At 68.0% G+C, this 20,763-nt stretch carries 20 protein-coding genes; 10 read left to right on the top strand and 10 right to left on the bottom strand.

Annotated elements, in window-relative coordinates; all coding sequences use genetic code 11:
- Positions 1-135: 135 nt before the first annotated feature.
- The 3 genes from argJ (at position 136) to AC1G9C_RS20115 (ending at position 3,047) form a co-directional block, all read left to right on the top strand.
- Positions 136-1,353: a bifunctional glutamate N-acetyltransferase/amino-acid acetyltransferase ArgJ gene (gene argJ / locus AC1G9C_RS20125; RefSeq protein ID WP_480408608.1), complete on the top strand. Its 1,218-nt coding sequence runs from the start codon at positions 136-138 to the stop codon at positions 1,351-1,353.
- Between the two features lie 123 nt (positions 1,354-1,476).
- Positions 1,477-2,109 (top strand): glutathione S-transferase family protein, encoded by a 633-nt coding sequence (locus AC1G9C_RS20120; RefSeq protein ID WP_021445038.1) that lies wholly within the window; start codon positions 1,477-1,479, stop codon positions 2,107-2,109.
- Entirely contained in the window at positions 2,106-3,047 is a 942-nt protein-coding gene (locus AC1G9C_RS20115; protein WP_480408607.1) for a Nudix family hydrolase, read from the top strand. The genes AC1G9C_RS20120 and AC1G9C_RS20115 overlap by 4 nt, the downstream gene beginning before the upstream one ends.
- 114 nt (positions 3,048-3,161) lie before the next feature.
- Here AC1G9C_RS20115 and AC1G9C_RS20110 read toward each other — a convergent pair whose 3' ends face one another.
- From AC1G9C_RS20110 to AC1G9C_RS20095, 4 genes are all read right to left on the bottom strand, one after another.
- Positions 3,162-3,737 (bottom strand): cob(I)yrinic acid a,c-diamide adenosyltransferase, encoded by a 576-nt coding sequence (locus AC1G9C_RS20110; protein WP_480408606.1) that lies wholly within the window; start codon positions 3,735-3,737, stop codon positions 3,162-3,164.
- A 2-nt stretch (positions 3,738-3,739) separates the two neighbouring features.
- A complete protein-coding gene (locus tag AC1G9C_RS20105; RefSeq protein WP_021446057.1) occupies positions 3,740-5,758 on the bottom strand; it encodes a HAMP domain-containing sensor histidine kinase in 2,019 nt (672 codons plus the stop codon).
- A 149-nt stretch (positions 5,759-5,907) separates the two neighbouring features.
- Positions 5,908-6,819, bottom strand: a complete 912-nt coding sequence (locus tag AC1G9C_RS20100; RefSeq protein WP_122108248.1) for a putative 2-dehydropantoate 2-reductase — start codon at positions 6,817-6,819, stop codon at positions 5,908-5,910.
- Complete coding sequence (locus AC1G9C_RS20095) at positions 6,816-7,778, bottom strand: response regulator (protein WP_021444164.1); 963 nt, start codon at positions 7,776-7,778, stop codon at positions 6,816-6,818. The genes AC1G9C_RS20100 and AC1G9C_RS20095 overlap by 4 nt, the downstream gene beginning before the upstream one ends.
- A gap of 136 nt (positions 7,779-7,914) precedes the next feature.
- On the opposite strand from AC1G9C_RS20095, the gene AC1G9C_RS20090 reads away from it, so the two are divergent.
- Positions 7,915-8,394: a YajQ family cyclic di-GMP-binding protein gene (locus tag AC1G9C_RS20090; RefSeq protein ID WP_021444165.1), complete on the top strand. Its 480-nt coding sequence runs from the start codon at positions 7,915-7,917 to the stop codon at positions 8,392-8,394.
- 101 nt (positions 8,395-8,495) lie between these two features.
- Positions 8,496-9,323, top strand: coding sequence for a mechanosensitive ion channel family protein (locus AC1G9C_RS20085; RefSeq protein ID WP_021444166.1), 828 nt, complete (start codon positions 8,496-8,498; stop codon positions 9,321-9,323).
- Between the two features lie 55 nt (positions 9,324-9,378).
- Here AC1G9C_RS20085 and AC1G9C_RS20080 read toward each other — a convergent pair whose 3' ends face one another.
- Positions 9,379-10,923 carry an AmpG family muropeptide MFS transporter gene (locus AC1G9C_RS20080; RefSeq protein WP_480408605.1) on the bottom strand — a complete coding sequence of 515 codons (1,545 nt, stop codon included), beginning with the start codon at positions 10,921-10,923 and terminating at the stop codon, positions 9,379-9,381.
- 37 nt (positions 10,924-10,960) lie between these two features.
- A complete protein-coding gene (locus tag AC1G9C_RS20075; RefSeq protein ID WP_122108250.1) occupies positions 10,961-11,353 on the bottom strand; it encodes an MGMT family protein in 393 nt (130 codons plus the stop codon).
- Between AC1G9C_RS20075 and AC1G9C_RS20070 the strand changes: the two genes are divergently transcribed.
- Both AC1G9C_RS20070 and AC1G9C_RS20065 read left to right on the top strand, forming a co-directional pair.
- The gene (locus AC1G9C_RS20070; RefSeq protein WP_480408604.1) at positions 11,352-12,350 is read left to right on the top strand and encodes a DUF481 domain-containing protein; all 999 of its coding nucleotides are present in this window, start codon (positions 11,352-11,354) and stop codon (positions 12,348-12,350) included. The genes AC1G9C_RS20075 and AC1G9C_RS20070 overlap by 2 nt on opposite strands.
- 118 nt (positions 12,351-12,468) lie before the next feature.
- Entirely contained in the window at positions 12,469-13,482 is a 1,014-nt protein-coding gene (locus AC1G9C_RS20065; RefSeq protein ID WP_397496114.1) for a DUF481 domain-containing protein, read from the top strand.
- Positions 13,483-13,548: 66 nt separating this feature from the next.
- Here the strand turns inward: AC1G9C_RS20065 and AC1G9C_RS20060 are convergent, their stop codons facing one another.
- Together AC1G9C_RS20060 and upp are read right to left on the bottom strand one after the other, a co-directional pair.
- On the bottom strand, positions 13,549-14,814 hold the full coding sequence (locus AC1G9C_RS20060) for a uracil-xanthine permease family protein (RefSeq protein ID WP_480408603.1): 1,266 nt from the start codon (positions 14,812-14,814) through the stop codon (positions 13,549-13,551).
- 2 nt (positions 14,815-14,816) lie between these two features.
- Positions 14,817-15,455 carry a uracil phosphoribosyltransferase gene (gene upp, locus AC1G9C_RS20055; protein ID WP_021441757.1) on the bottom strand — a complete coding sequence of 213 codons (639 nt, stop codon included), beginning with the start codon at positions 15,453-15,455 and terminating at the stop codon, positions 14,817-14,819.
- A gap of 382 nt (positions 15,456-15,837) precedes the next feature.
- On the opposite strand from upp, the gene AC1G9C_RS20050 reads away from it, so the two are divergent.
- Positions 15,838-16,395, top strand: a complete 558-nt coding sequence (locus AC1G9C_RS20050; protein WP_021441756.1) for a hypoxanthine-guanine phosphoribosyltransferase — start codon at positions 15,838-15,840, stop codon at positions 16,393-16,395.
- Positions 16,396-16,424: 29 nt separating this feature from the next.
- Here the strand turns inward: AC1G9C_RS20050 and dauA are convergent, their stop codons facing one another.
- Positions 16,425-18,152 carry a C4-dicarboxylic acid transporter DauA gene (dauA, locus tag AC1G9C_RS20045; RefSeq protein ID WP_480408602.1) on the bottom strand — a complete coding sequence of 576 codons (1,728 nt, stop codon included), beginning with the start codon at positions 18,150-18,152 and terminating at the stop codon, positions 16,425-16,427.
- Positions 18,153-18,324: 172 nt separating this feature from the next.
- On the opposite strand from dauA, the gene AC1G9C_RS20040 reads away from it, so the two are divergent.
- Positions 18,325-18,615 (top strand): PA4642 family protein, encoded by a 291-nt coding sequence (locus AC1G9C_RS20040; RefSeq protein WP_021441754.1) that lies wholly within the window; start codon positions 18,325-18,327, stop codon positions 18,613-18,615.
- Positions 18,616-18,724: 109 nt separating this feature from the next.
- Here AC1G9C_RS20040 and rpsT read toward each other — a convergent pair whose 3' ends face one another.
- A complete protein-coding gene (rpsT, locus tag AC1G9C_RS20035) occupies positions 18,725-19,003 on the bottom strand; it encodes a 30S ribosomal protein S20 (RefSeq protein ID WP_021441753.1) in 279 nt (92 codons plus the stop codon).
- 192 nt (positions 19,004-19,195) lie between these two features.
- Here rpsT and murJ point away from each other — a divergent pair, with 192 nt between their 5' ends.
- Positions 19,196-20,731 carry a murein biosynthesis integral membrane protein MurJ gene (gene murJ / locus AC1G9C_RS20030; RefSeq protein ID WP_122108255.1) on the top strand — a complete coding sequence of 512 codons (1,536 nt, stop codon included), beginning with the start codon at positions 19,196-19,198 and terminating at the stop codon, positions 20,729-20,731.
- Positions 20,732-20,763 lie beyond the last annotated feature (32 nt).

The raw sequence follows: 20,763 nt of genomic DNA, 5'->3' as shown, positions 1-20,763 counted from the left end.
CCGCTTGCAGTAGAGGGCGCTTCAGCTATGCTGTCGCCGCCCTGACAACGCCGCGAACGGCCCAGCCGCTCGCGGCGTTTTACCATCTACCCGGCCGCCTGCGCGGTCACCGAACACCTCAAAGGAGCGCTCTCTATGGCTGTTGGTCTTGGCCCGCTGTCCACCCTGCACCCGGTTCCCGGCTTCGAGCTGGGCATCGCCTCGGCCGGCATCAAGCGCCCGGGGCGCAAGGATGTGGTGGTGATGCGCTGCGCCGAAGGTTCGCGCATCGCCGGGGTGACCACCACCAACGCCTTCTGCGCGGCACCGGTGCTGATCACCCGCGAGCGCCTGGGTGGCGAGGTGCGCTACCTGCTGACCAACACCGGCAATGCCAACGCCGGCACCGGCGCCGATGGCCTGGCGCGTGCCCGCCGTGCCTGCGCCCGCCTGGCCGAGCTGACCGGCGTGGCCGAGGCGGCCGTGCTGCCGTTCTCCACCGGGGTGATCGGCGAGCCGCTGCCGGTGGAGAAGATCGAGTCCGCCTTGCAGGCGGCGCTGGACGATCTCAAGGAAGACAACTGGGTCAATGCCGCCACCGGCATCATGACTACCGACACCCTGCCCAAGGGTGCCAGCCGTCAGTTCCAGCACGACGGCGTCACCGTCACCGTGACCGGCATTTCCAAGGGCGCCGGGATGATCCGGCCGAACATGGCGACCATGCTCGGCTATATCGCCACCGATGCCAAAGTGGCCCGCGGCGTGCTGCAGGACCTGGTGCGCGACGCGGCGAACAAGTCGTTCAACCGCATCACCATCGACGGCGACACCTCGACCAACGACTGCTGCATGCTGATCGCCACCGGCCAGGCCGCCCTGCCGGAGATCGTCGAGCCCTCCGGCGAGCTGTTCGCCAAGCTCAAGCAGGCGGTGTTCGAGGTGTTCATGGAAGTGGCCCAGGCCATCGTCCGCGACGGCGAGGGTGCGACCAAGTTCGTCACCGTGCAGGTCAACGGTGGCGGCACCCACCAGGAATGCCTCGATGTGGCCTACGCCGTGGCCCACTCGCCGCTGATCAAGACCGCGCTGTTCGCCTCCGACCCGAACTGGGGACGCATCCTCGCCGCCGTCGGTTACGCCGGCGTGGCGCAACTGGACGTGAGCAAGATCGACGTGTTCCTCGGCGAGGTGTGCATCGCCAGCAAGGGCTGCCGCGCCGCCAGCTACACCGAAGAGCAGGGCGCGGCGGTGATGGCCCGTGAGGAAATCACAATCCGCATCGAGTTGGGCCGCGGCAGCTGCAGCGAGACCATCTGGACCACCGACCTGTCCCACGAATACGTCAAGATCAACGCCGAATACCGCACCTGAGTAACCTCGGCTGTGCACTATTCCCGCGCCTCATGCCCCCATGACGCGCGGGAATTTGCCTTTCGGGGAGCGAACTTTTACCGTCTCTCGATCCCTTCCTTAAGCAATCCAAGGAGCATCGGCATGGCCCTGCAACTGGTGATCGGCGACAAGAACTATTCCTCCTGGTCGCTGCGCGCGGCCCTGGCCCTGGAACTGGCCGGCGAGCCCTACGACGAAGTGCAGGTGCGGCTCTACCAGCCGGACAGCCGCGCGCGCCTGCTCGCGCATTCGCCGACCGGCAAGGTGCCGGTGCTGCTGACCGAGGAAGGCCCGGTGTGGGACTCGCTGGCCATCGCCGAGTACCTGGCCGAGCGCTTTCCCGAGGCCCATCTGTGGCCGCGCGGCGAGTACGCCCGCGCGCTGGCGCGCAGCATCTGCGCGGAAATGCACAGCGGCTTCGCCGCGCTGCGCAGCCACCTGCCGATGGACCTGGCGCGCGACCAGGCGTTGACCGAGTTGCCCGACGCGGCCCAGGCCGACATCGACCGCATCTGCGCGATCTGGGCCGATTGCCGCGAGCGCTTCGGTCAGGACGGTCATTACCTGTTCGGCCACGCCAGCATCGCCGATGCCTTCTACGCGCCGGTGGCGGCGCGCCTGCGCAGCTACCGGGTGGTGCTGCCGACGACCGCGGCGGCCTATGTCGAGACCCTCTACCAGTGGCCGGCGTTCCAGCGCTGGTACCGGGCCGCCCTGCAGGAGGTGCAGGGGTGAAGCGCATCCATGTCGCGGCGGCGGTGATTCGCGGCGCGGACGGCCGCATCCTGATCGCCAAGCGCCCGCCGGACAAACACCAGGGCGGCCTGTGGGAGTTTCCCGGCGGCAAGGTGGAAGACGGCGAGGCGGTCGAGCGTGCCCTGGCCCGCGAGCTGGAGGAGGAGTTGGGCATCCGCCCGACGGCGGTGCGGCCGCTGATCCAGGTGCGCCACGACTACCCGGACAAGCAGGTGCTGCTGGATGTCTGGGAGGTCTCGGCATTCGCCGGCGAGCCCCATGGCGCCGAGGGCCAGCCGCTGGCCTGGGTCGCCCCAGGACGACTCGGCGATTACCAGTTCCCCGCCGCCAACGCGCCGATAGTCGCCGCGGCGCGCCTGCCCGAGCAGTACCTGATCACCCCCGACGGGCTGACGCCCGAGCAATTGCTCGCCGGCGTGCAGCGCGCCATCGCCGGCGGCACGCGGCTGCTGCAGCTGCGCGCGCCGAATCTGTTCGACGCCCAGTATCGTGATCTGGCGCTGGATATCCAGGGCCTGTGCGCCGGCAAGGCGCAGCTGATGCTCAAGGGCCCGGCGGAGTGGCTGGCGGACTTTCCCGCCGCCGGCTGGCACCTGACCGCGGCGCAGCTGCGCCAGCTCGCCGGCCGCGGCCGGCCGCTGGAGCCCGGGCGCTGGCTGGCCGCCTCCTGTCACGATGCCGAGGAGCTGGCGCTGGCCGGCGAGCTGGCAGTGGACTTCGTCACCCTGTCGCCGCTGCAGGCCACCCAGTCCCACCCGCAGGCCCGGCCGCTGGGGTGGGACGCCGCCGCCGAGTTGCTGCGCCGCTGCAACCGGCCGGCCTACCTACTCGGCGGCGTCGGCCCGGGCGAAATCGAGCGCGCCCGGCAGATCGGCGCCCAGGGCGTCGCCGGAATCCGCGCGTTCTGGCCGGCGTAGGTTGGCTTGAGGCGCGCAGCGCCGAAGCCCAACGGACGGCGCTGAGGATTTCTACGACTTGTCGCGGGGGGCGCCGTCGGGCTTCGCAGCGCTCAGGCTCCGCGCCCGCCCCGCCTACGGCTTCTCCGCCGCCTGCCAGAGCACCTCGGCGATGCCCTGGCGCTTGCCGATCAGGCGCGCGGCGACGAACAGCAGGTCGGAGAGGCGGTTGACGTAGGCCAGACCCTCGGCGCGCAGCGGTTCCACCGCGTTGAGGTGCTGGCAGCGGCGTTCGGCGCCGCGGGCGACGCTGCGGCAGAGATGGGCCTGGGCCACCAGGCGCGAGCCGCCGGGCAGGATGAAGTTCTCCAGCGGGCCGACCTCCTCGTTCCAGCGGTCGATGGCCGCCTCCAGGCGCTGCACTTCGCTGGCCTGCAGGGCCTGGTAGTCGGGCATCGCCAGTTCGCCGCCGAGGTCGAACAGGCGGTGCTGACAGGGCGCCAGCTCCGCGGCGATTTCCTGCAAGCCCGGCCACCTGGCCTCGCCTTCGGCCAGCTCGGCGAGCAGCAGGCCGAGCTGGCTGTTGAGCGTGTCCAGCTCGCCCATGGCTTCGATGCGCGGGTGGTCCTTGGTCACCCGGCGGCCATCGGCCAGGCCGGTCTCGCCCTTGTCGCCGGTGCGGGTGTAGATCTTGGAAAGGCGGTAGCCCATGTTCAGAGTCCTGTGCTGTCGGGAGCGGGGGCCAGCGGCAGGCGCAGGGTGAAGCAGGTGCCCTGGCCGGGCTTGGATTGCACTTCCATCTGCCCCTTGTGGTTGTTGGTGACGATGAAATAGGACACCGCCAGGCCCAGGCCGGTGCCCTGGCCGACTTCCTTGGTGGTGAAGAACGGCTCGAAGATGCGCTTGCGCACGGCCTCGCTCATGCCGGTGCCGTTGTCCTCGACCTGCAGTTCGGCCCAGTTGCCGACCTGGCGCGTACGCAGGGTGATGCGCCCGGGTTCGTCGGGCGCGCTGCGCTGGTGGATGGCCTGGGCGGCGTTCTTCAGCAGGTTGAGCAGCACCTGCTCCAGCTCGTTGGCGGTGGCGGCCACCGCGCCCAACTGCGGGTCGAAGTCGCGGACGATGTGCAGCGCCTTGAAGTCGAAGCTGTCGGTGAGGTCGAAGTCGTTGCCGGCGATCTCCAGCGCCTGGTCGATCAGTGCCGGCAGCTGGCAGGGCGCCAGTTGCCGGTCGCTGCGCCGGCTGAAGCTGAGCATATGGCTGACGATCTTCGCGGCGCGCTGGCCGGCCTGCTGGATGCCGTCGAGCAGGCGCGGCACCTCGCGGGCCTCGAGGTAGCGGTCGATGCTTTCCAGGCAGACGCCGACCTGCTCGGCCTGTTCGCGGTTCTTTTCCAGTTCCGGCGACAGACGCCGGCGGATGTTTTGCACGTTGTGCAGGATGGCGCCGAGCGGGTTGTTGATCTCGTGTGCCATGCCGGCGGCCAGGCCGCCGACCGAGAGCATCTTCTCCGACTGCACCATCATTTCCTCCAGCGCCAGGCGCTGGGTGATGTCGTCGATGCGGATCACCGCGCCGCGCCCGGCACCACCCATCAGTGGGTAGAAGGTCAGGGCATAGTGGCGCGGCTCCTCGTCCTTGTGCCAGGTGACCCGCTCGATCTTCTCCACCCGGTGCTGCTCGGCGGTGCGCTTGAGCTGTGGCAGGAAGGGCTTGAGCGGCGGGAAGGCGAGGAACACCGGCTGGTTCAGCGCCTCGTCCAGGCGCGTGCCGGAAAGCGCGCTGGCCTCCTGGTTCCATTGGGTGACGTAGAGCTGCTCGTCGAGGGCGATCAGCGCCGAGGGCATGGAGTCGATGATGCTGTTGAGGTAGTTCTGGAAACCGGTGAGCTTTTTCTCGATCTTGCTGCGCACCTGCACCTCCAGCTCCAGCTTGCGGTTGGAGTGGCGGGTTTCCTCGGCCAGGCTCTGCGCCTGGTCGAAGGCGGCCTGGGCGTCATCGCGGGCGCGGCTGAGCTGCTGCTCGCGCGCCTCCATGCGCATCAGCATGGTGTTGAAGGCGTCGGCCAGGCTGCCGATCTCGTCCTGGTTGCCGCGGGCGGCGCGCAGGGCGTAGTTCTCCTCGCGGGTGACCTGGCGCGACAGCTCCTCCAGCTTGCGGATCGGCCTGGTCACCAGGCGCCTGATCTGCCGCGCCACCAGCAGCCAGAGCAGCACGCTGAGCGCCAGGATCGCCAGGCTGGCGGTCAGGGTGCCGGTGTAGAAGGCGCCGGGCAGTTCGCTGGAGGCCACCAGCAGCAGGGCGCCGGGGCGGCCGCTGGGGTGCGGCAGCTCGACCAGGTGGTTGGCGCGAAAGGCGGTCTCGCGCCAGTGCGGCAGCTGGCTGAGCTGCAACGGCACCTGCAGTTTCTCGCCGCGCTGCAGCTGCGCCAGGCTGACCCCGTTGCTGTCGTAGATCACCGCCGCGCGCAGCGGCGCGTAGTCGTCCAGGCGCTTGAGCAGGGCTTCGGCGGAGGCCGGCGAGTGCAGCGCCTCCTTGCTCAGCGCCGGACTGGCGATCAGCCGGCCGAGGGTGTGCAGGGCCTGCGGCGCCATGCTCTCCTGGGTGATCCAGTAGGCGGCGCTGATAAAGGCCAGGTTGGCGATCAACAGCACCGCGGCGAGCAGCACCAGCAGCGCGGCGAGCAGCTTGCGGCCGACCGGCAGGTTGTCGAGGTGCTGACGCAGTCGCATGTGGCTATCGCTGTGACGGGCGGGAAGGGCAGGTTAGCGCGGGCGGGCGGCCATTGCCATGGCGGGATCGGGCGGCTGCGCACAGGTCGTGGGGTGGACATGCCGCAGCCCGGCTTGTCCACGGGGGCGGGCGCTGGTGGACAGGGCCGTCAGTCCAGCGGCAGGCCGCGTGCACCGAGGTGCGCCAGCAGGCGCTGCTGCAGGTGCTGCAGGTGCGGCAGCTGCAGGTCATGGCGGCGGGCGGTGGCGCAGGCATGGCCGAGCAGGTAGGCGATCTCGGTGCGGCGGCCCTGGGCCACGTCCTGGTGCATGGAGGAGTAGTTGGCCGCGGTGGCTTCTATCACCCGCTGCACTTCCTCGTGCAGCTGCTCGGCCGCCGCCGGCTGGCCGCAGCGCTGCAGCAGCTCGCTCAGCTCGGCGCAGAGCGTGGCGACCTCGGCCGGGTGTTCGCGCAGGCCGCCGTTGCGGCAGTCATGGAGCACGGTCAGCGGGTTGATCGCGCAGTTCAGCGCCAGCTTGCGCCACAGCCGGGCGAGGATGTCCGGGCTCCACTGATGGGGAATGCCGGCGCGTTCGAGCTCGTCGAGCCAGGGCGGCGGCAGCGGGTCGGCCGGATCGCCCAGCCAGGTGTGGCCGTTGCCGGCGAACACCACCTGGAAGTCGGCCTGGCGAAACGCACCCTCGGTACTGGAGGCGAACAGGCAGCGCTGCTGCGGCAGGCGCTGGGCCACCGCGTCCTGGCTGCCCAGGCCGTTCTGCAGCAGCAGCAACTCGCCATCGGCGGCCAGGCGCGGCGCCAGTTCGGCGGCTGCGGCCTCGGCATCGTAGGCCTTGCAGGCCAGCAGCAGGCGGTGGATCGGCGCATCGGCCTGCGGCAGTTCGGCGGGGATGGCGTAGCGGCGGGCTGCGCCGCGCTCGACCAGGGTCAGGCCGCCGGCCTGCTGGTAGGCCGCCAGGCGTTCGCGGTTACGCAGGATCAGCCGTACCGGCAGGCCGGCGCGGGCCAGGCGGGCGGCCCACAGGCTGCCCAGGCTGCCGGCGCCGAGAACGTGCCAGGTCACAGCAGCGGCAGGCGCATGGCGGCGACCCGGCCGCTGGCGTAGGACTCGGCCAGCAGGCCTTCGGCATGGCGGATCAGCTGTTCCGGATCGGTGGGCAGGGCCTTGGCGTCCAGGCCCACCAGGCTGATGCCGGCCTTGAGCGTGACAAAGCCTTCGCTGGTCTTGAACGCCTTGAGGTTGAGGCCCTCGTGCAGGCGCTTGAAGCTGCTCGGCGAGCATTCGTGGAGGTCTTCGAGCAGGGTGATCAGGCCGAAGTGGTTGTCGTCCAGGCGGGTCAGCACATCCAGCGGCCGCACCAGTTGCTGCAGGCGCCGGGCCACGCCGTGCAGCAGCTCGTTGTAGAAGCGGTCGCCGAACTTGCGGTGTAGCTGGCCGGCCTCTGGCAGGCCGATCAGCAGGTAGCACACCGCGCCGCCGCGCGACTCCACCTGGCGCAGGCTGTCGGCCAGCTTCTGCCGCAGGTAGCGCGGGTTGCCCAGGCCGGTGAGCGGGTCGACCAGGTTGCGCCGCTCCAGGCTGGCGATGTTCTGCGTCAGCAGGCGGTTTTCCTGCAGCAGGCGCTGCAGGGTATTGCACAGACGGTCGGCGGCGTAGACCCGCGGCACCAGTTGCTCGTTCATCGCCGCCTTGCTGATGAAGTCGTCGACGCCGCGATCGAAGGCCTCGCCCAGCACGTTCTCGCCCTCTTTGCCGGTGAGCAGGATGACGTAGGTGTAGTGATCGGCCGTCTCGTCCAGCTGGCGCACCCGCGCGGTCAGCTCCAGGCCATCTATCTCGGGCATCAGCCAGTCGGCCAGAAGTACGCTGGCGGGACGCTCTTCGAGCAGCTGCAGGGCCTCGGCGGCGCTGCTGGCGAAGCGCACGTCCTGGTAGCCGGCCTGGCTCAGGGCGCGACCGATCATGGCGCTGGAGAACTTGGCGTCGTCCACCACCAGGATGCTGAGATGGGGGTTGGGCATGGGCAGGCTCGCGACAGAGAGGAAGGACGCCAAACGGCGTGGATCAGTCCGGTTATAATGGGCCCGCCATAGTTATCGTCAAGTCAGGCGCGTTCACTCCGTGAAGGGGATCGCGCCGTCCATCAGGAGCAAGCCCATGCCTTCGTTCGACGTGGTGTCGGAACTGGACAAACACGAACTGACCAACGCGGTCGACAATGCCGTCAAGGAACTCGATCGCCGTTTCGATCTGCGCGGCAAGTGCAGCATCGAAAGCAAGGACAAGACCCTCACCCTGACCGCCGAAGCCGAGTTCATGCTCGAGCAGGTGCTCGACATCGTGCGCAGCAGCCTGATCAAGCGCAAGATCGACTGTCAGTGCATGGAAGCCAAGGAGGCCTACGCCTCCGGCAAGGTGATGAAACAGGAGGTGACCTTCCGCGAGGGCATCGACAAGGAGCTGGCGAAGAAGATCGTCGCCCATATCAAGGACGCCAAGCTCAAGGTGCAGGCCGCCATCCAGGGCGAGCAGGTGCGCATCACCGGCAAGAAGCGCGACGACCTGCAGGAGGCCATCGCCCTGCTGCGGGGTCACGATTTCGGCATGCCGCTGCAGTACAACAACTTCCGCGATTGAACCTTTGCCGCCTAGCGGCGTCGCAACGCAGGATTGATAGCATTCTGACCGCCATGGCATGCCATGGCGGTGTCGTTTCATGCACAGGAAAGGAGTACCCCATGGAGATGAACGTCGACGAACTGGTGAAGCTCTCGGAGGCCTGGCTGCCGGTGGTGCTGGAGTACAGCGGCAAGCTGACCCTGGCGCTGATCACCCTGCTGATCGGCTGGTGGCTGATCGGCCGGCTGACCGCCAGCATCGGTCGTCTGCTCGAGGCGCGGCGCGTGGATCGGGCGCTGAGCAGCTTTATCGGCAGCCTGGTCAGCATCGTGCTGCGCATTCTGCTGCTGATCAGCGTGGCCTCGATGATCGGCGTGGAGACCACTTCCTTCATCGCCATGATCGGTGCCGCCGGCCTGGCCATCGGTCTGGCCCTGCAGGGCAGCCTGGCCAACTTCGCCGGCGGCGTGCTGATCATGCTGTTCCGCCCGTTCCGCGCCGGCGACTGGATCGAGGCCCAGGGCGTGGCCGGTAGCGTCGACAGCATCCAGATCTTCCACACCACGCTGAAGACCGCCGACAACAAAGTGGTCATCGTGCCCAACGGCAGCCTGTCCAACGGCCACATCACCAACTATTCGCGCGAACCGCGCCGGCGTGCCGACATCAATATCGGCATCGACTACTCCAGCGACATCAAGCGCGCCCGCGAAGTGCTTTTGGAGATCGCCAAGGACCCGCGCGTGCACCTCGATCCGGCGCCGGTGGTGTTCGTCACCGGTCTGGGCGACAGCGCGGTCAACCTGTCGCTGCGGGTGTGGGTGGCCACCGCCGATTTCTGGCCGGTGACCTTCGAGTTCACCGAGCTGGCCAAGGAGCGCCTGACCGCCGCCGGCATCGGCATCCCCTTCCCGCAGCGGGTGGTGCACCTGGCCAAGGCCGACTGAGGCGTGGCGGATGTAAAAAGCCCCGGCAGGTCCGGGGCTTTTTTCTGTCTGTCGTTCAGGCCTTCTCCGGCGGCGCGACCGGCGTGTCGCCGTTGGGCTGGCGACGGTCGCGGCCCCACTGCAGGGCGATCAGGATCAGCGTGGGGATGCCGAGCAGCGCGGTGGCGAGGAAGAAGTGGGCGTAGCCGAGCTTCTCCACCATCACCCCGGAGTAGCCGCCGATCAGGCGCGGCAGCAGCAGCATGATGGAGCTGAGCAGGGCGTACTGGGTGGCGGAGAACTTCAGGTTGGTCAGGCTCGACAGGTAGGCGACGAAGGCCGCGGTGGCCAGGCCGGCGCTGAAGTTGTCGCAGCTGATGGTGACGATCAGCATGTTCAGGTGCGGGCCCATGCCCACCAGCAGCATGAACAGCAGGTTGGTCGCCGCCGAGGCGAAGGCGCCGATCAGCAGGATCGGCATGATGCCGAAGCGCACGATCAGCAGGCCGCCCATGCCGGCGCCGAGCAGGGTCATGACCAGGCCGAACAGCTTGCTGACGCTGGCGATCTGATCCTTGGAAAAGCCCTGGTCGATATAGAAGACGTTGGCCATCACCCCCATCACCGTGTCCGACAGCCGGTAGGTGGCGATCAGGCCCAGCAGCAGCAGGGCCTGCCAGCGGTAACGCAGGATGAAGTCGTTGACCGGGGTCAGCACCGGCGCCAGGCTGCGCCGGCCCATGGCCGACAGGCACAGCGCGGTGAGGATGGTGTAGAGCAGGGCGCGCAGGAAGGCGCGGTCCTCCAGCAGCAGGTCGAGCAGGCTGGCCTCGCCGCGCAGGACGCTGGCGAAGTCGGTGTGGAAGAACTGGGTGAACATCGCCGGCACCGACACCAGCAGCACGATCAGCACCAGCACCGAGAGGATCTGCCGCACGAAGCCGTACTTGGCCGCCGCCAGCTGGGTCTTCAGCGGCACCGGCGGCTCGCGCATCCACAGGCTGGTGAGCAGGCCCGGCAGCATCAGCAGGGCGAACACCAGGTAGGTGCCGGCCCAGGCGCCGTGCTTGTACAGCTGCGCGGTGGAGCCGAAGCCCTCGGCGAAATACAGCGCGCCGGCGGTGGCGAGCAGCGCGGCGACCCGGTAACCGGCCATGTAGGCGGCGGCCAGGGCGGCTTGACGGGTGTCGTCGACGATCTCCAGGCGGTAGGCGTCCACCGCGATGTCCTGGGTGGCCGAGGCGAAGGCCACCACCACCGCCAGGGCGATCAGCCAGCTGAGCTGGGTCTGCGGGTCGAAGCTGGCCATGCCGACCAGACCGACGGCGATCAGGCTCTGTGCCAGCACCAGCCAGGAGCGGCGCCGGCCCAGCTTGCCCAGCAGCGGCAGGCGCCATTGGTCGAGCATCGGCGCCCACACCCATTTGAAGGCGTAGGCCAGGCCGATCAGGCTGGCGAAGCCGATGGTCTCGCGCGCCACGCCGGCTTCGCGCAGCCACACCGACAGGGTGGAGAACACCAGCATGTAAGGCAGGCCGGCGGCGAAGCCGAGCAGGAGCAGTGCCAGGGTGGCGGGGCTGGCATAGGTGGCGAGGGCTTCTCGCCAGGATTTGCGTGGCATCGGGCTCGAATCTGGGGAACGGGTGATAGCGCGCACTCTAACCGCTGTGCTCCATCGGGCGCCAGCCGTGCCGACGGATATCCACCCGTTCGTTCAGGATACTGATGCCTTCGGCGCGCAAGCGCGCGCGCTGCTCGTTGCCCGCCGGCGTTCCGGCGCCCAGGCTCAGGCGTCCGCCGGCGCCGAGCACCCGATGCCAGGGCAGCGCGGTGCCCTCCGGCAACTGGCCGAGGGTGCGCCCGACCCAGCGCGCGGCGCGACCCAGGCCGGCCAGTCGGGCCAGCTCGCCGTAGCTGATCACCTTGCCCGCCGGCACCTGCGCCAGCACCAGGTACAGCGCCTCGCGCCGGGCCTCGGCGCTTGCCGGTGGCGGGGCCGGCCATGCAGACTCTGCCGGGTCCACTGTGCCCCTATGGGTTGTCCTCGTCATGCTGCCACGCCTGTTGTTCGCCTTCGTCCTTTATACCCTGGCCGCACCGCTGTGGGCCGACACCGTGTGGCTCGATAACGGCGACCGCCTCAGCGGCGAGATCGTTCTGCTCGACGGCGGCAAGCTGGCGCTGAAGACCAAGTACGCCGGCCAGGTGCTGATCGACTGGAAGGATATCGACACCCTGAGCTCGGACAAACCCCTGCTGCTGCGCCGCCAGGGCTTCGACAGCGAGCTGAGCAAGACCCTGGCGGCGGCCGGCGCCGGCATGGTGCGGGTGGAGGGCGAGCGCAGCCAGGTGCTGCCGCTGGCCGAGATCACCCGCCTGGTGCCGCCGCGGCCGCTGCTGGAGGATCGCGTCTGGGAAGGCAATCTCGACGCCAAGCTGGATATGGAGCGCAACGACAGCAAGGTCGACGAGTGGAAGCTCAAGGGTAACACGCGCGTCGAACATGGGCGCTGGCGCCACGTGCTGAGCGGCGAGCTGGAGCACGAGACCAAGAACGGCGAGAAGGTCGACGACAACTGGGAGCTGGAGTACGACCTCGACCGCTTCTTCACCGAGCACTGGTTCTGGCGGGTGGGGGGGGAGCATCGCGAGGACGAGTTCGAGTCCATCGAGCGCCAGCGCATCCTCGGCACCGGGCCGGGCTACCGCTTCTGGGACGACGAGCTGGGCCGCTTCGACCTGATCGCCCAGTTCAACCGGGTGCGGCTGGAGTCGGATATCGTCGATCTGGCCTTCGACACCACCTCGCTGGAGCTGGACTACAAGCGCCTGCTGTGGGGCACCCGGCTGGAGTTCTATGCCAACGCCGAGCTGCAGATGCCGCATATCGACGCCATCGACTACGTGCTCGACAGCGAGTTCGGCCTGCGCTACCGCCTCAACCAGTGGGCGCGGCTGTCGCTGCTGTACGAGCTCGACCAGTTGCGCGGCCAGGGCCAGACCATCTCGGATCGCCATTACCTGATCGGCGTCGGCGTGGGCTGGTGATGCCGCCCAGCGGAAAAAGCTGAACTCTGCCGGCCGATGCCGGTCAGCTCTTGCTCTGGCGTCGGGCTTGCGCATAATGCCCGGCTTTTCGCCCCATCAGAGCTCAGTTGTCCTCGTTATGTCGCGTTCGCTACCGCTTTCCCTGCTCAGCCTGAGCCTCGCCCTGCTCAGCTCCACCGCCGCCGCCGACACCGTCTGGCTGAAGAACGGCGACCGCCTGACCGGCACCATCAAGTTCTACGACGGCAACAAGTTGCTGCTCCAGACCGACTATGGCGGCGCCATCGCCCTGGACTGGAAGAAGATCGCCACCCTGGAGAGCGAGCAGGCGCTGCTGATCAAGCAGGACGACTTCAATGGCGAGCGCGCCAAGTCGCTGCAGGCCGCCGAGCCGGGCAAGGTGACCCTGGCCAATGGCGACGTGCCGAAGACCGTGGAGTTGAGCGAGATCGCCCAGATCATCAAGCCCAAGCCGCTGGTGGAGGATTTCACCTGGAAGGGCAACGTCGACCTGGCGCTGGACTACAAGCGCGCCGAGAGCGACACCGACGACTACGACGTCGACGTCAAGACCCAGGCCCGCCACGGCTGGTGGCGGCACAACGCGCAGGCCGAGTACAACCGCGAGCTGAAGGACGATGTGGTCAGCACCGACAACTGGAGCGCCGAGTACGCCCTCGACCGCTTCCTCACCGAACAGTGGTTCTGGCAGGGGCGCTTCGAGTACAAGCGCGACCGCATCGAGGAGCTGGAGCGTCAGCGCACCCTGGGTACCGGTCCCGGTTACCAGTTCTGGGACAACGAACTGGGCGCCTTCTCCATCGCCACCCTGGCCAACCGCAGCGACTACGTCTACAGCAACGGCGAGCAGGACCGCTTCTACGCGCTCAGCGTCAAGTGGGACTACAACCGCTACCTGATCGGCAAGGCGGTGGAACTGTTCAGCGTCGGCGAGGTGGGCAAGCCGCTGGAAGGTGTCGCCGACTACACCCTGGATGCCGAGGTCGGCCTGCGCTACAAGGTCACCGACTGGGCCTCGCTGAACATGAAGGCGGAAAAGGACATCGTCAGCGGTGCCGAGGGCGAGCTGGACGAGACCCGCTACAGCCTGGGCTTCGGCGTCGGCTGGTAAGCGCCCGACGCAATGGCCGAGCACGAAAAAGCCCGCGATAGTCGCGGGCTTTTTCGTGGGGGCGACTCAGTGGGTCTCTTCGAGGCTTTTGTTGTTCCAGCCGGCGCCGCCGGGGAGCAGCAGGTTGAGCAGCAGGGCGCTGACGGCGCACAGGGAAATCCCCGACAGGGCGAATTCCTTGCCGCCGATCACCATGCCGCCGATGCCGAATACCAGGGTGACCGAGACGATGATCAGGTTGCGCGCCTCGGACAGATCGACCTGGTGGCGGATCAGAGTGTTGAGGCCGACCACCGCGATGGAGCCGAACAGCAGGCAGAGGATGCCGCCCATCACCGGCACCGGAATGCTCTGCAGGGCGACGCCGAACTTGCCGACGAAGGCCAGGGCGATGGCGAACAGCGCGGCCCAGGTCATGATCTTCGGGTTGTAGCTCTTGGTCAGCATCACCGCGCCGGTCACTTCGGCGTAGGTGGTGTTGGGCGGGCCGCCGAACAGGCCGGCGGCCGAGGTGGCCAGGCCGTCGCCGAGCAGGGTGCGGTGCAGGCCCGGCTTCTTGACGAAGTTCTTGCCGGTGACGCTGCCGATCGCCACCACGCCGCCGATATGCTCGATGGCAGGCGCCAGCGCTACCGGCACCATGTACAGGATGGCGCCCCAGTGCAGCTCGGGCGCGACGAAATTGGGCAGCGCCAGCCAGGGCGCACTCGCCACCGCGCTGGTGTCGATCACCCCGAGCACGGCGGCGATCAGGCAGCCGACGGCGATGCCGGCGAGGATCGGCACCAGGCGGAAGATGCCGCGGCCGAGCACGGCGACCAGCAGGGTGGTGAGCAGCGCCGGCATCGAGATCAGCATGGCGGTGGCATAGGGCACCAGCTCGACGCTGCCGTCGCCGGCCTTGCCCATGGCCATGTTCACCGCCACCGGCGACAGGGCCAGGCCGATGGAGATGATCACCGGGGCGATCACCACCGGCGGCAGCAGGCGGTCGATGAAGCTGGGGCCGCGCAGTTTGACCAGCACCGAGAGCAGGATGTAGACCAGGCCGGCCGCCATCACCCCGCCGAGCACCGCCGGCAGGCCGAACTCACCCTTGGCCGCCAGAATCGGCGCGATGAAGGCGAAGCTGGAGGCGAGGAACACCGGCACCTGGCGCTTGGTCACCAGCTGGAACAGCAGGCTACCGAGGCCGGCGGTGAACAGCGCGACGTTGGGGTCCATGCCGGTGATCAGCGGCATCAGCACTAGGGCGCCGAAGGCCACGAAGAGCATCTGTGCGCCGGAGAGGCCCTGGCGCCAGAGCGGATCCTTGAATTCCGTTTGCGACATGTTCAGGCGTCCTTCTGCTTGGTGCCGAAGATCTTGTCGCCGGCATCGCCCAGGCCGGGGATGATGTAGCCGTGCTCGTTCAGGCGCTCGTCGATCGAGGCGGTGAAGATGGTCACGTCGGGGTGGGCCTTCTCGACCGCTTTGATGCCCTCGGGCGCGGCGACCAGCACCATGGCGCGGATGTCCTTGCAGCCGGCTTTCTTCAGCAGGTCGATGGTGGCGACCATGGAGCCGCCGGTGGCCAGCATCGGGTCGATGATCAGCGCCAGGCGCTCGTCGATCTCCGGTGCCAGTTTCTCCAGGTAGGTGTGCGCCTCCAGGGTTTCCTCGTTGCGCGCCACGCCCACGGCGCTGACCTTGGCCCCGGGGATCAGGCTGAGCACGCCGTCGAGCATACCGATGCCGGCGCGCAGGATGGGCACCACGGTGATCTTCTTGCCGGCGATCTTCTCCACCTGCACCGCGCCAGCCCAGCCCTGGATTTCGTAGCTTTCCAGCGGCAGGTCGTTGGTCGCCTCGTAGGTCAGCAGCGCGCCCACTTCCTGGGCCAGTTCGCGGAAATTCTTGGTGCTGATGTCGGCGCGGCGCATCAGGCCGATTTTGTGACGGATCAGCGGGTGGCGGATCTCGCGGATGGGCATGGGCTGGGGTCTCCGGCGGGCTGAGAGCCCATTCACGGTCTGCTGCGCGTCGGCCAAACAGCGTTGAAAACAGCTTCGGAATGCTCATTTACCACTCGTAAACTCCGCTTCCTCAGCTTTTTTCGCCGCCGTTTTGCTCTAGCTCGCGAGACCCTGAACGGGCTCTGGGAAAAATCGCGTTAGATTAAAGCATTGCTCATGCCAGGTGGTGGGTGACTGATGGGTCAGCGCACCGCGCGAGCGGCCTCGGCTACGCTGGTCAGGCGAGGCTTGGCAAGTGCGACGCAGGTCTGTACCTTTGCCCGCTTTTATTTGACTGATCGCTCAGCTTTTGCCGCCGATCGCCGCTCATTTTATCAGCCCGACCAAGAGAGAACGCCCCATGTCCGCCGATCTCGCGCACATCCGCCAAGTCATGGCGGAAGCCGACTGCCTGTTCACCGAAGCCGAGGTGGAAGCGGCCATCGACCGCGTCGCCGCCCAAATCAACGCCGAACTGGCCGAACGCAACCCGGTGGTGTTCTGCGTGATGAACGGCGGCCTGATCTTCTCCGGCAAGCTGCTGCCCAAGCTGGCCTTCCCGCTGGAGGCGTCTTACCTGCACGCCACCCGCTACCGCAACGAGACCAGCGGCGGCGAGCTGTTCTGGAAGGCCAAGCCGGAAGTCTCCTTTATCGACCGCGACGTGCTGATCATCGACGACATCCTCGACGAAGGGCACACCCTCGGCGCGATCATCGACTTCTGCCGCCACGCCGGCGCCCGTGCGGTGCACACCGCTGTACTGATCGACAAGGAACACCAGCGCAAGGCGCGCCCGGACCTCAAGGCCAACTATGTCGGCCTGCACTGCATCGACCGCTATATCTTCGGCTACGGCATGGACTACAAGGGCTACTGGCGCAACGCCGCCGGCATCTACGCGGTCAAGGGGCTGTAAGCGCGTGCTGCGCCCGGATTTCATCCGGGCTACGGCTCCAGGCCTTCTCCCAGCCAGCGCAGCGCCTTCTGCCGCGCCTGCGCCAGATCGCGCACATAAGCCAGTTCGCCGGCGCGCCGGTGCACTCCGGCGCGGCGCAGTTGCAGGCGCACCTGCGCGGTCGGGCCGCTGAGGATCAGCGCCACGCCCTGCTGGCGGTAGTCGCGCAGCACGTTGTCCAGCGCGGCGATGGCGGTCATGTCCAGCAGCGGCACCGCGCTGATATCGACTATCACCACGCGCACCCCGGGGGTGAAGCGGCGCAGCACGCTCAGTGCCTTCTCCGCCGCGCCGAAGAACAGCGGCCCGCGAATGGCGTAGGCCAGCACGTGCTCGGGCAGGTCCTGCAGGGCCTGGCGCTGCTGCCGGCTCAGCGCGGCGGTGTCGGTCAGCTCGCTCATGCGCTTGATGAACAGCCCGGCGGCCAGCAGCAGGCCGACGCCGACCGCCAGCACCATGTCGAACAGCACCGTCAGCAGCAGGCAGGTGAGCAGCACCAGCACGTCGCCGCGCGGGGCGATGCGCAGGGTGTGGGCCACATGCTGCGGTTCGCTCATGTTCCACGCCACCACCAGCAGCAGGGCCGCCAGCGCCGCCATCGGCAGGTAGCTGAACAGCGGCGCCAGCAGCAGGATCGCCGCCAGCACCACGCCGGCGTGAATCAGCGCCGCCAGCGGCGAGAAGGCGCCGGCGCGCACGTTGGCGGCGGTGCGGGCGATGGCCGCGGTGGCGGTGATGCCGCCGAAGAAGGGCGCGGCCAGGTTGCCCAGGCCCTGGCCGATCAGCTCGGCATTGGGGTCGTGCTTGCTGCCGCTCATGCCGTCGGCGACCACGGCGCAGAGCAAGGATTCGATGGCGCCGAGCATGGCGATGGCGAAGGCCGGCGCCAGCAGCTGGCGGATCAGCTCGAAGGACAGCACCAGCGGCTGGCCGTCCGCGCCGGGCAACTGCCAGGGCAGGCCCGGGCTGGGCAGCAAGGGCGGGATGCCGGGGTGCTCGATGCCGTCGAGCGTATAGCTGAAGCGTTCGCCCAGGGTCGCCACCGGCAGGCCGAGGCGCTCTAGGGCGAGCGCCAGCAGGGCGCCGACGGCCAGGGCGACCAGGTGCGCGGGAATCTTCGGCGCCAGGCGCGGCCACAGCAGCAGGGTGGCCAGGCAGATGGCGCCGACCAGGCTGTCGCCTGGCTGCAGGCTGGGCAGCGCGCTGGCCAGCAGGGCGAGCTGCTGCAGCAGGTGCTGCGGGGTTTCGGCCAGTTCCAGGCCGAGCAGGTCCTTGAGCTGCAGGATGGCGATGACGATGCCGATGCCGGCGGTGAAGCCCAGGGTCACCGGGTAGGGCACGAACTCGATCAGGCGGCCGGCGCGCAGCAGGCCCAGGGTGATCAGGATGATGCCGGCCAGCAGGGTGCACAGCAGCAACCCGCCCAGACCATATTGCTGGGTGATCGGCAGCAGGATCACCACGAAGGCCGCGGTGGGCCCGGAGATATTGAAGCGTGAGCCGCCGCACAGGGCGATCAGCGGCGCCGCGATCAGCACGGTGTACAGGCCATGCTGCGGCGCCACGCCGACCGCGATGGCCAGCGCCATGGCCAAGGGGATGGCGATGACGCCGACCGTCAGCCCGGCGCTCAGGTCGCCGCGCAGGGCCTTCCAGGAGTAGCCGGCGCGCAGGGTCTGGCGCCAGGCGGCGAACAGCGGCAGGGAGTGGCGTGGCATGGTGGCTCCGGGATGGCTCGGCGCATTATAGGAGCGGCGCGCCGTGCGGCGGCATGACCTAGGTCGGCTGTTGCGTCGAATGTTCGCGTGCTAGCCTGCTCGGCTGCGCGTTGAGCCGCGCGCGGCGCGGCGGTAAACTGCCGGCCCTCTGTAATGCTGGCGGGAGCGGGCGATGCGTAAAGACAAGAAGCAGGTGATTGGCGAAGAAATCAGCGACGACTCGATCAAGCTGTTCCTGGCGGTGGAGCCGGCCGATGCCACGCCACCCTCGCTGCACAAGCTGATCAAGGCCTATCGCGGTCTGCGCATCGACGACTTCGAACGTTTCGTCGGCTTCTTCGTTGCCGCCGGCTACGACCTGACGGCTACCGACGCGCAGGGCCACGACTTCGTCGCCCTGATCCAGGATCAGCGCAACGCCGAGCCCTATATCGAGGTGATCAAGGCCGCGCGCGCCGGCTGATCCTGCAGTCGGGCGGACATGCCGAAGGCTTGTCCGCCCTGTGGTTTGCCTTTCTTCCAGGCAATAAAAAACCGGCCACGGGGGCCGGTTTTTCAAGAACCTGTCGCGATTAGGCGGCAGCAGCTTCGCCCAGCGCCTTGATGTGCGCGTTCAGGCGGCTCTTGTGACGAGCGGCTTTGTTCTTGTGGATGATGCCCTTGTCGGCCATGCGGTCGATGACCGGAACGGCCAGGGTGTAGGACGACTTGGCAAGCTCGAGGTCTTTGGCGTCGATAGCCTTGACCACGTTCTTGATGTAGGTACGGACCATGGAGCGCAGGCTGGCGTTATGGCTACGGCGCTTCTCAGCCTGTTTGGCGCGTTTTTTGGCAGAAGGTGAGTTGGCCACCGTCAAGCTCCTCGAAAACTGGGGGGTTACGACAAATAAGGCCGCGAATCATGCCGACCCCCTGGGCATCTGTCAAGCCCGCTGGCGCTTTCCCGTGCTGGCCTGACCAATGGCGGCTCGCTACACTCGACGCCTTCGCGCGCCGGCGGATTGTCCAGCGGCGCGCCCGTTTGCGGGAAATCGAGTCACTCCATGAATCTGCTCAAATCCCTGGCCGCGGTCAGTTCCCTGACCATGGTCTCGCGCGTGCTGGGTTTCGTGCGCGACACCATCATCGCTCGGACCTTCGGCGCCGGGGTGGCGTCGGACGCCTTCGTGGTGGCCTTCAAGCTGCCCAACCTGCTGCGCCGCATCTTCGCCGAGGGGGCGTTCTCCCAGGCCTTCGTGCCGATCCTGGCCGAGTACAAGATGCAGCAGGGCGAGGAGGCCACGCGTACCTTCGTCGCCTATGTCTCGGGCTTGCTGACCCTGGTGCTGGCGCTGGTCACCGCCATCGGCGTGCTGGCCGCACCCTGGATCGTCTGGGCCACCGCGCCGGGGTTCGCCGATGAGGCCGAGCGCTTCGAGCTGACCGTCGACCTGCTGCGGGTGACCTTCCCCTATATCCTGCTGATCTCGCTGTCGTCGCTGGCCGGCGCCATCCTCAACACCTGGAACCGCTTCTCGGTGCCGGCCTTCGTGCCGACCCTGCTGAACGTCAGCATGATCGGCTTTTCCGTGTTCCTGACGCCCTATTTCGACCCGCCGATCATGGCCCTGGGCTGGGCGGTGCTGGTCGGCGGCCTGCTGCAGCTGCTCTGGCAACTGCCGCATCTGAAGAAGATCGGCATGCTGGTGCTGCCGCGCCTGAGTTTTGGCGACCTCGGCGTGTGGCGCGTGCTCAAGCAGATGGGGCCGGCGATCTTCGGCGTGTCGGTGAGCCAGATCTCGCTGATCATCAACACCATCTTCGCCTCCTTCCTGGTCGCCGGCTCGGTGTCCTGGATGTACTACGCCGACCGCCTGATGGAGCTGCCCTCGGGCGTGCTCGGCGTGGCCCTGGGCACCATCCTGCTGCCGGCGCTGTCGAAGACCTACGCCAGCCGCGACCGCGAGGAGTACCGCCGCCTGCTCGACTGGGGCCTGCGCCTGTGTTTCCTGCTGGTGCTGCCCAGCGCCCTGGCCCTGGCGGTGCTGGCCGAGCCGCTGACCGTGTCGCTGTTCCAGTACGGCAAGTTCACCGCCAGCGACGCGCTGATGACCCAGCAGGCGCTGATCGCCTATTCCATCGGCCTGCTCGGCATCATCCTGGTGAAGATCCTGGCGCCCGGCTTCTACGCCCAGCAGAACATCAAGACGCCGGTGAAGATCGCCGTGGTGACCCTGGTCTTCACCCAGTTGATGAACCTGGTGCTGGTCGGCCCGCTGGCGCACGCCGGCCTGGCCCTGGCGATCAGCCTGGCGGCCTGCCTGAACGCCGGGTTGCTGTACTGGCAGCTGCGCCGCGCCGATATCTTCCGGCCGCTGCCGGGCTGGGGCCTGTTCCTGCTCAAGCTGGTGCTGGCGGTGACGGCGATGGTGGCGGTGCTGCTGGGCCTGCTGCAGATCATGCCGGCCTGGGCCGAGGGCGACATGCCGCTGCGCCTGCTGCGTCTCGGCGCGCTGGTGGTCGCCGGGCTGCTGGTCTACTTCGGCATGCTGCTGCTGCTCGGTTTCCGCCTGCGCGACTTTGCCCGGCGGACGGTCTGACGCCTGTATTGGGCCGCGGGCTGTGCGTATAA

This window comes from Pseudomonas sp. ABa2 (assembly GCF_056676075.1).
Note: the sequence above shows the minus strand (reverse complement) of the source record. Positions and strands in the feature narration are given on the sequence as shown.

Excerpts from the sequence above, each read along its gene's own strand:
- AC1G9C_RS20105 (WP_021446057.1), bottom strand. The coding sequence starts at position 5,758 with ATGCGACTGCGTCAGCACCTCGACAACCTGCCGGTCGGCCGCAAGCTG.
- murJ (WP_122108255.1), top strand. The coding sequence starts at position 19,196 with ATGAATCTGCTCAAATCCCTGGCCGCGGTCAGTTCCCTGACCATGGTC.
- AC1G9C_RS20080 (WP_480408605.1), bottom strand. The coding sequence starts at position 10,923 with ATGCCACGCAAATCCTGGCGAGAAGCCCTCGCCACCTATGCCAGCCCC.
- AC1G9C_RS20120 (WP_021445038.1), top strand. The coding sequence starts at position 1,477 with ATGGCCCTGCAACTGGTGATCGGCGACAAGAACTATTCCTCCTGGTCG.
- AC1G9C_RS20065 (WP_397496114.1), top strand. The coding sequence starts at position 12,469 with ATGTCGCGTTCGCTACCGCTTTCCCTGCTCAGCCTGAGCCTCGCCCTG.
- AC1G9C_RS20085 (WP_021444166.1), top strand. The coding sequence starts at position 8,496 with ATGGAGATGAACGTCGACGAACTGGTGAAGCTCTCGGAGGCCTGGCTG.
- AC1G9C_RS20095 (WP_021444164.1), bottom strand. The coding sequence starts at position 7,778 with ATGCCCAACCCCCATCTCAGCATCCTGGTGGTGGACGACGCCAAGTTC.
- argJ (WP_480408608.1), top strand. The coding sequence starts at position 136 with ATGGCTGTTGGTCTTGGCCCGCTGTCCACCCTGCACCCGGTTCCCGGC.
- upp (WP_021441757.1), bottom strand. The coding sequence starts at position 15,455 with ATGCCCATCCGCGAGATCCGCCACCCGCTGATCCGTCACAAAATCGGC.
- AC1G9C_RS20060 (WP_480408603.1), bottom strand. The coding sequence starts at position 14,814 with ATGTCGCAAACGGAATTCAAGGATCCGCTCTGGCGCCAGGGCCTCTCC.
- AC1G9C_RS20110 (WP_480408606.1), bottom strand. The coding sequence starts at position 3,737 with ATGGGCTACCGCCTTTCCAAGATCTACACCCGCACCGGCGACAAGGGC.
- AC1G9C_RS20075 (WP_122108250.1), bottom strand. The coding sequence starts at position 11,353 with ATGACGAGGACAACCCATAGGGGCACAGTGGACCCGGCAGAGTCTGCA.
- AC1G9C_RS20070 (WP_480408604.1), top strand. The coding sequence starts at position 11,352 with ATGCTGCCACGCCTGTTGTTCGCCTTCGTCCTTTATACCCTGGCCGCA.
- dauA (WP_480408602.1), bottom strand. The coding sequence starts at position 18,152 with ATGCCACGCCACTCCCTGCCGCTGTTCGCCGCCTGGCGCCAGACCCTG.
- AC1G9C_RS20050 (WP_021441756.1), top strand. The coding sequence starts at position 15,838 with ATGTCCGCCGATCTCGCGCACATCCGCCAAGTCATGGCGGAAGCCGAC.
- AC1G9C_RS20040 (WP_021441754.1), top strand. The coding sequence starts at position 18,325 with ATGCGTAAAGACAAGAAGCAGGTGATTGGCGAAGAAATCAGCGACGAC.
- AC1G9C_RS20090 (WP_021444165.1), top strand. The coding sequence starts at position 7,915 with ATGCCTTCGTTCGACGTGGTGTCGGAACTGGACAAACACGAACTGACC.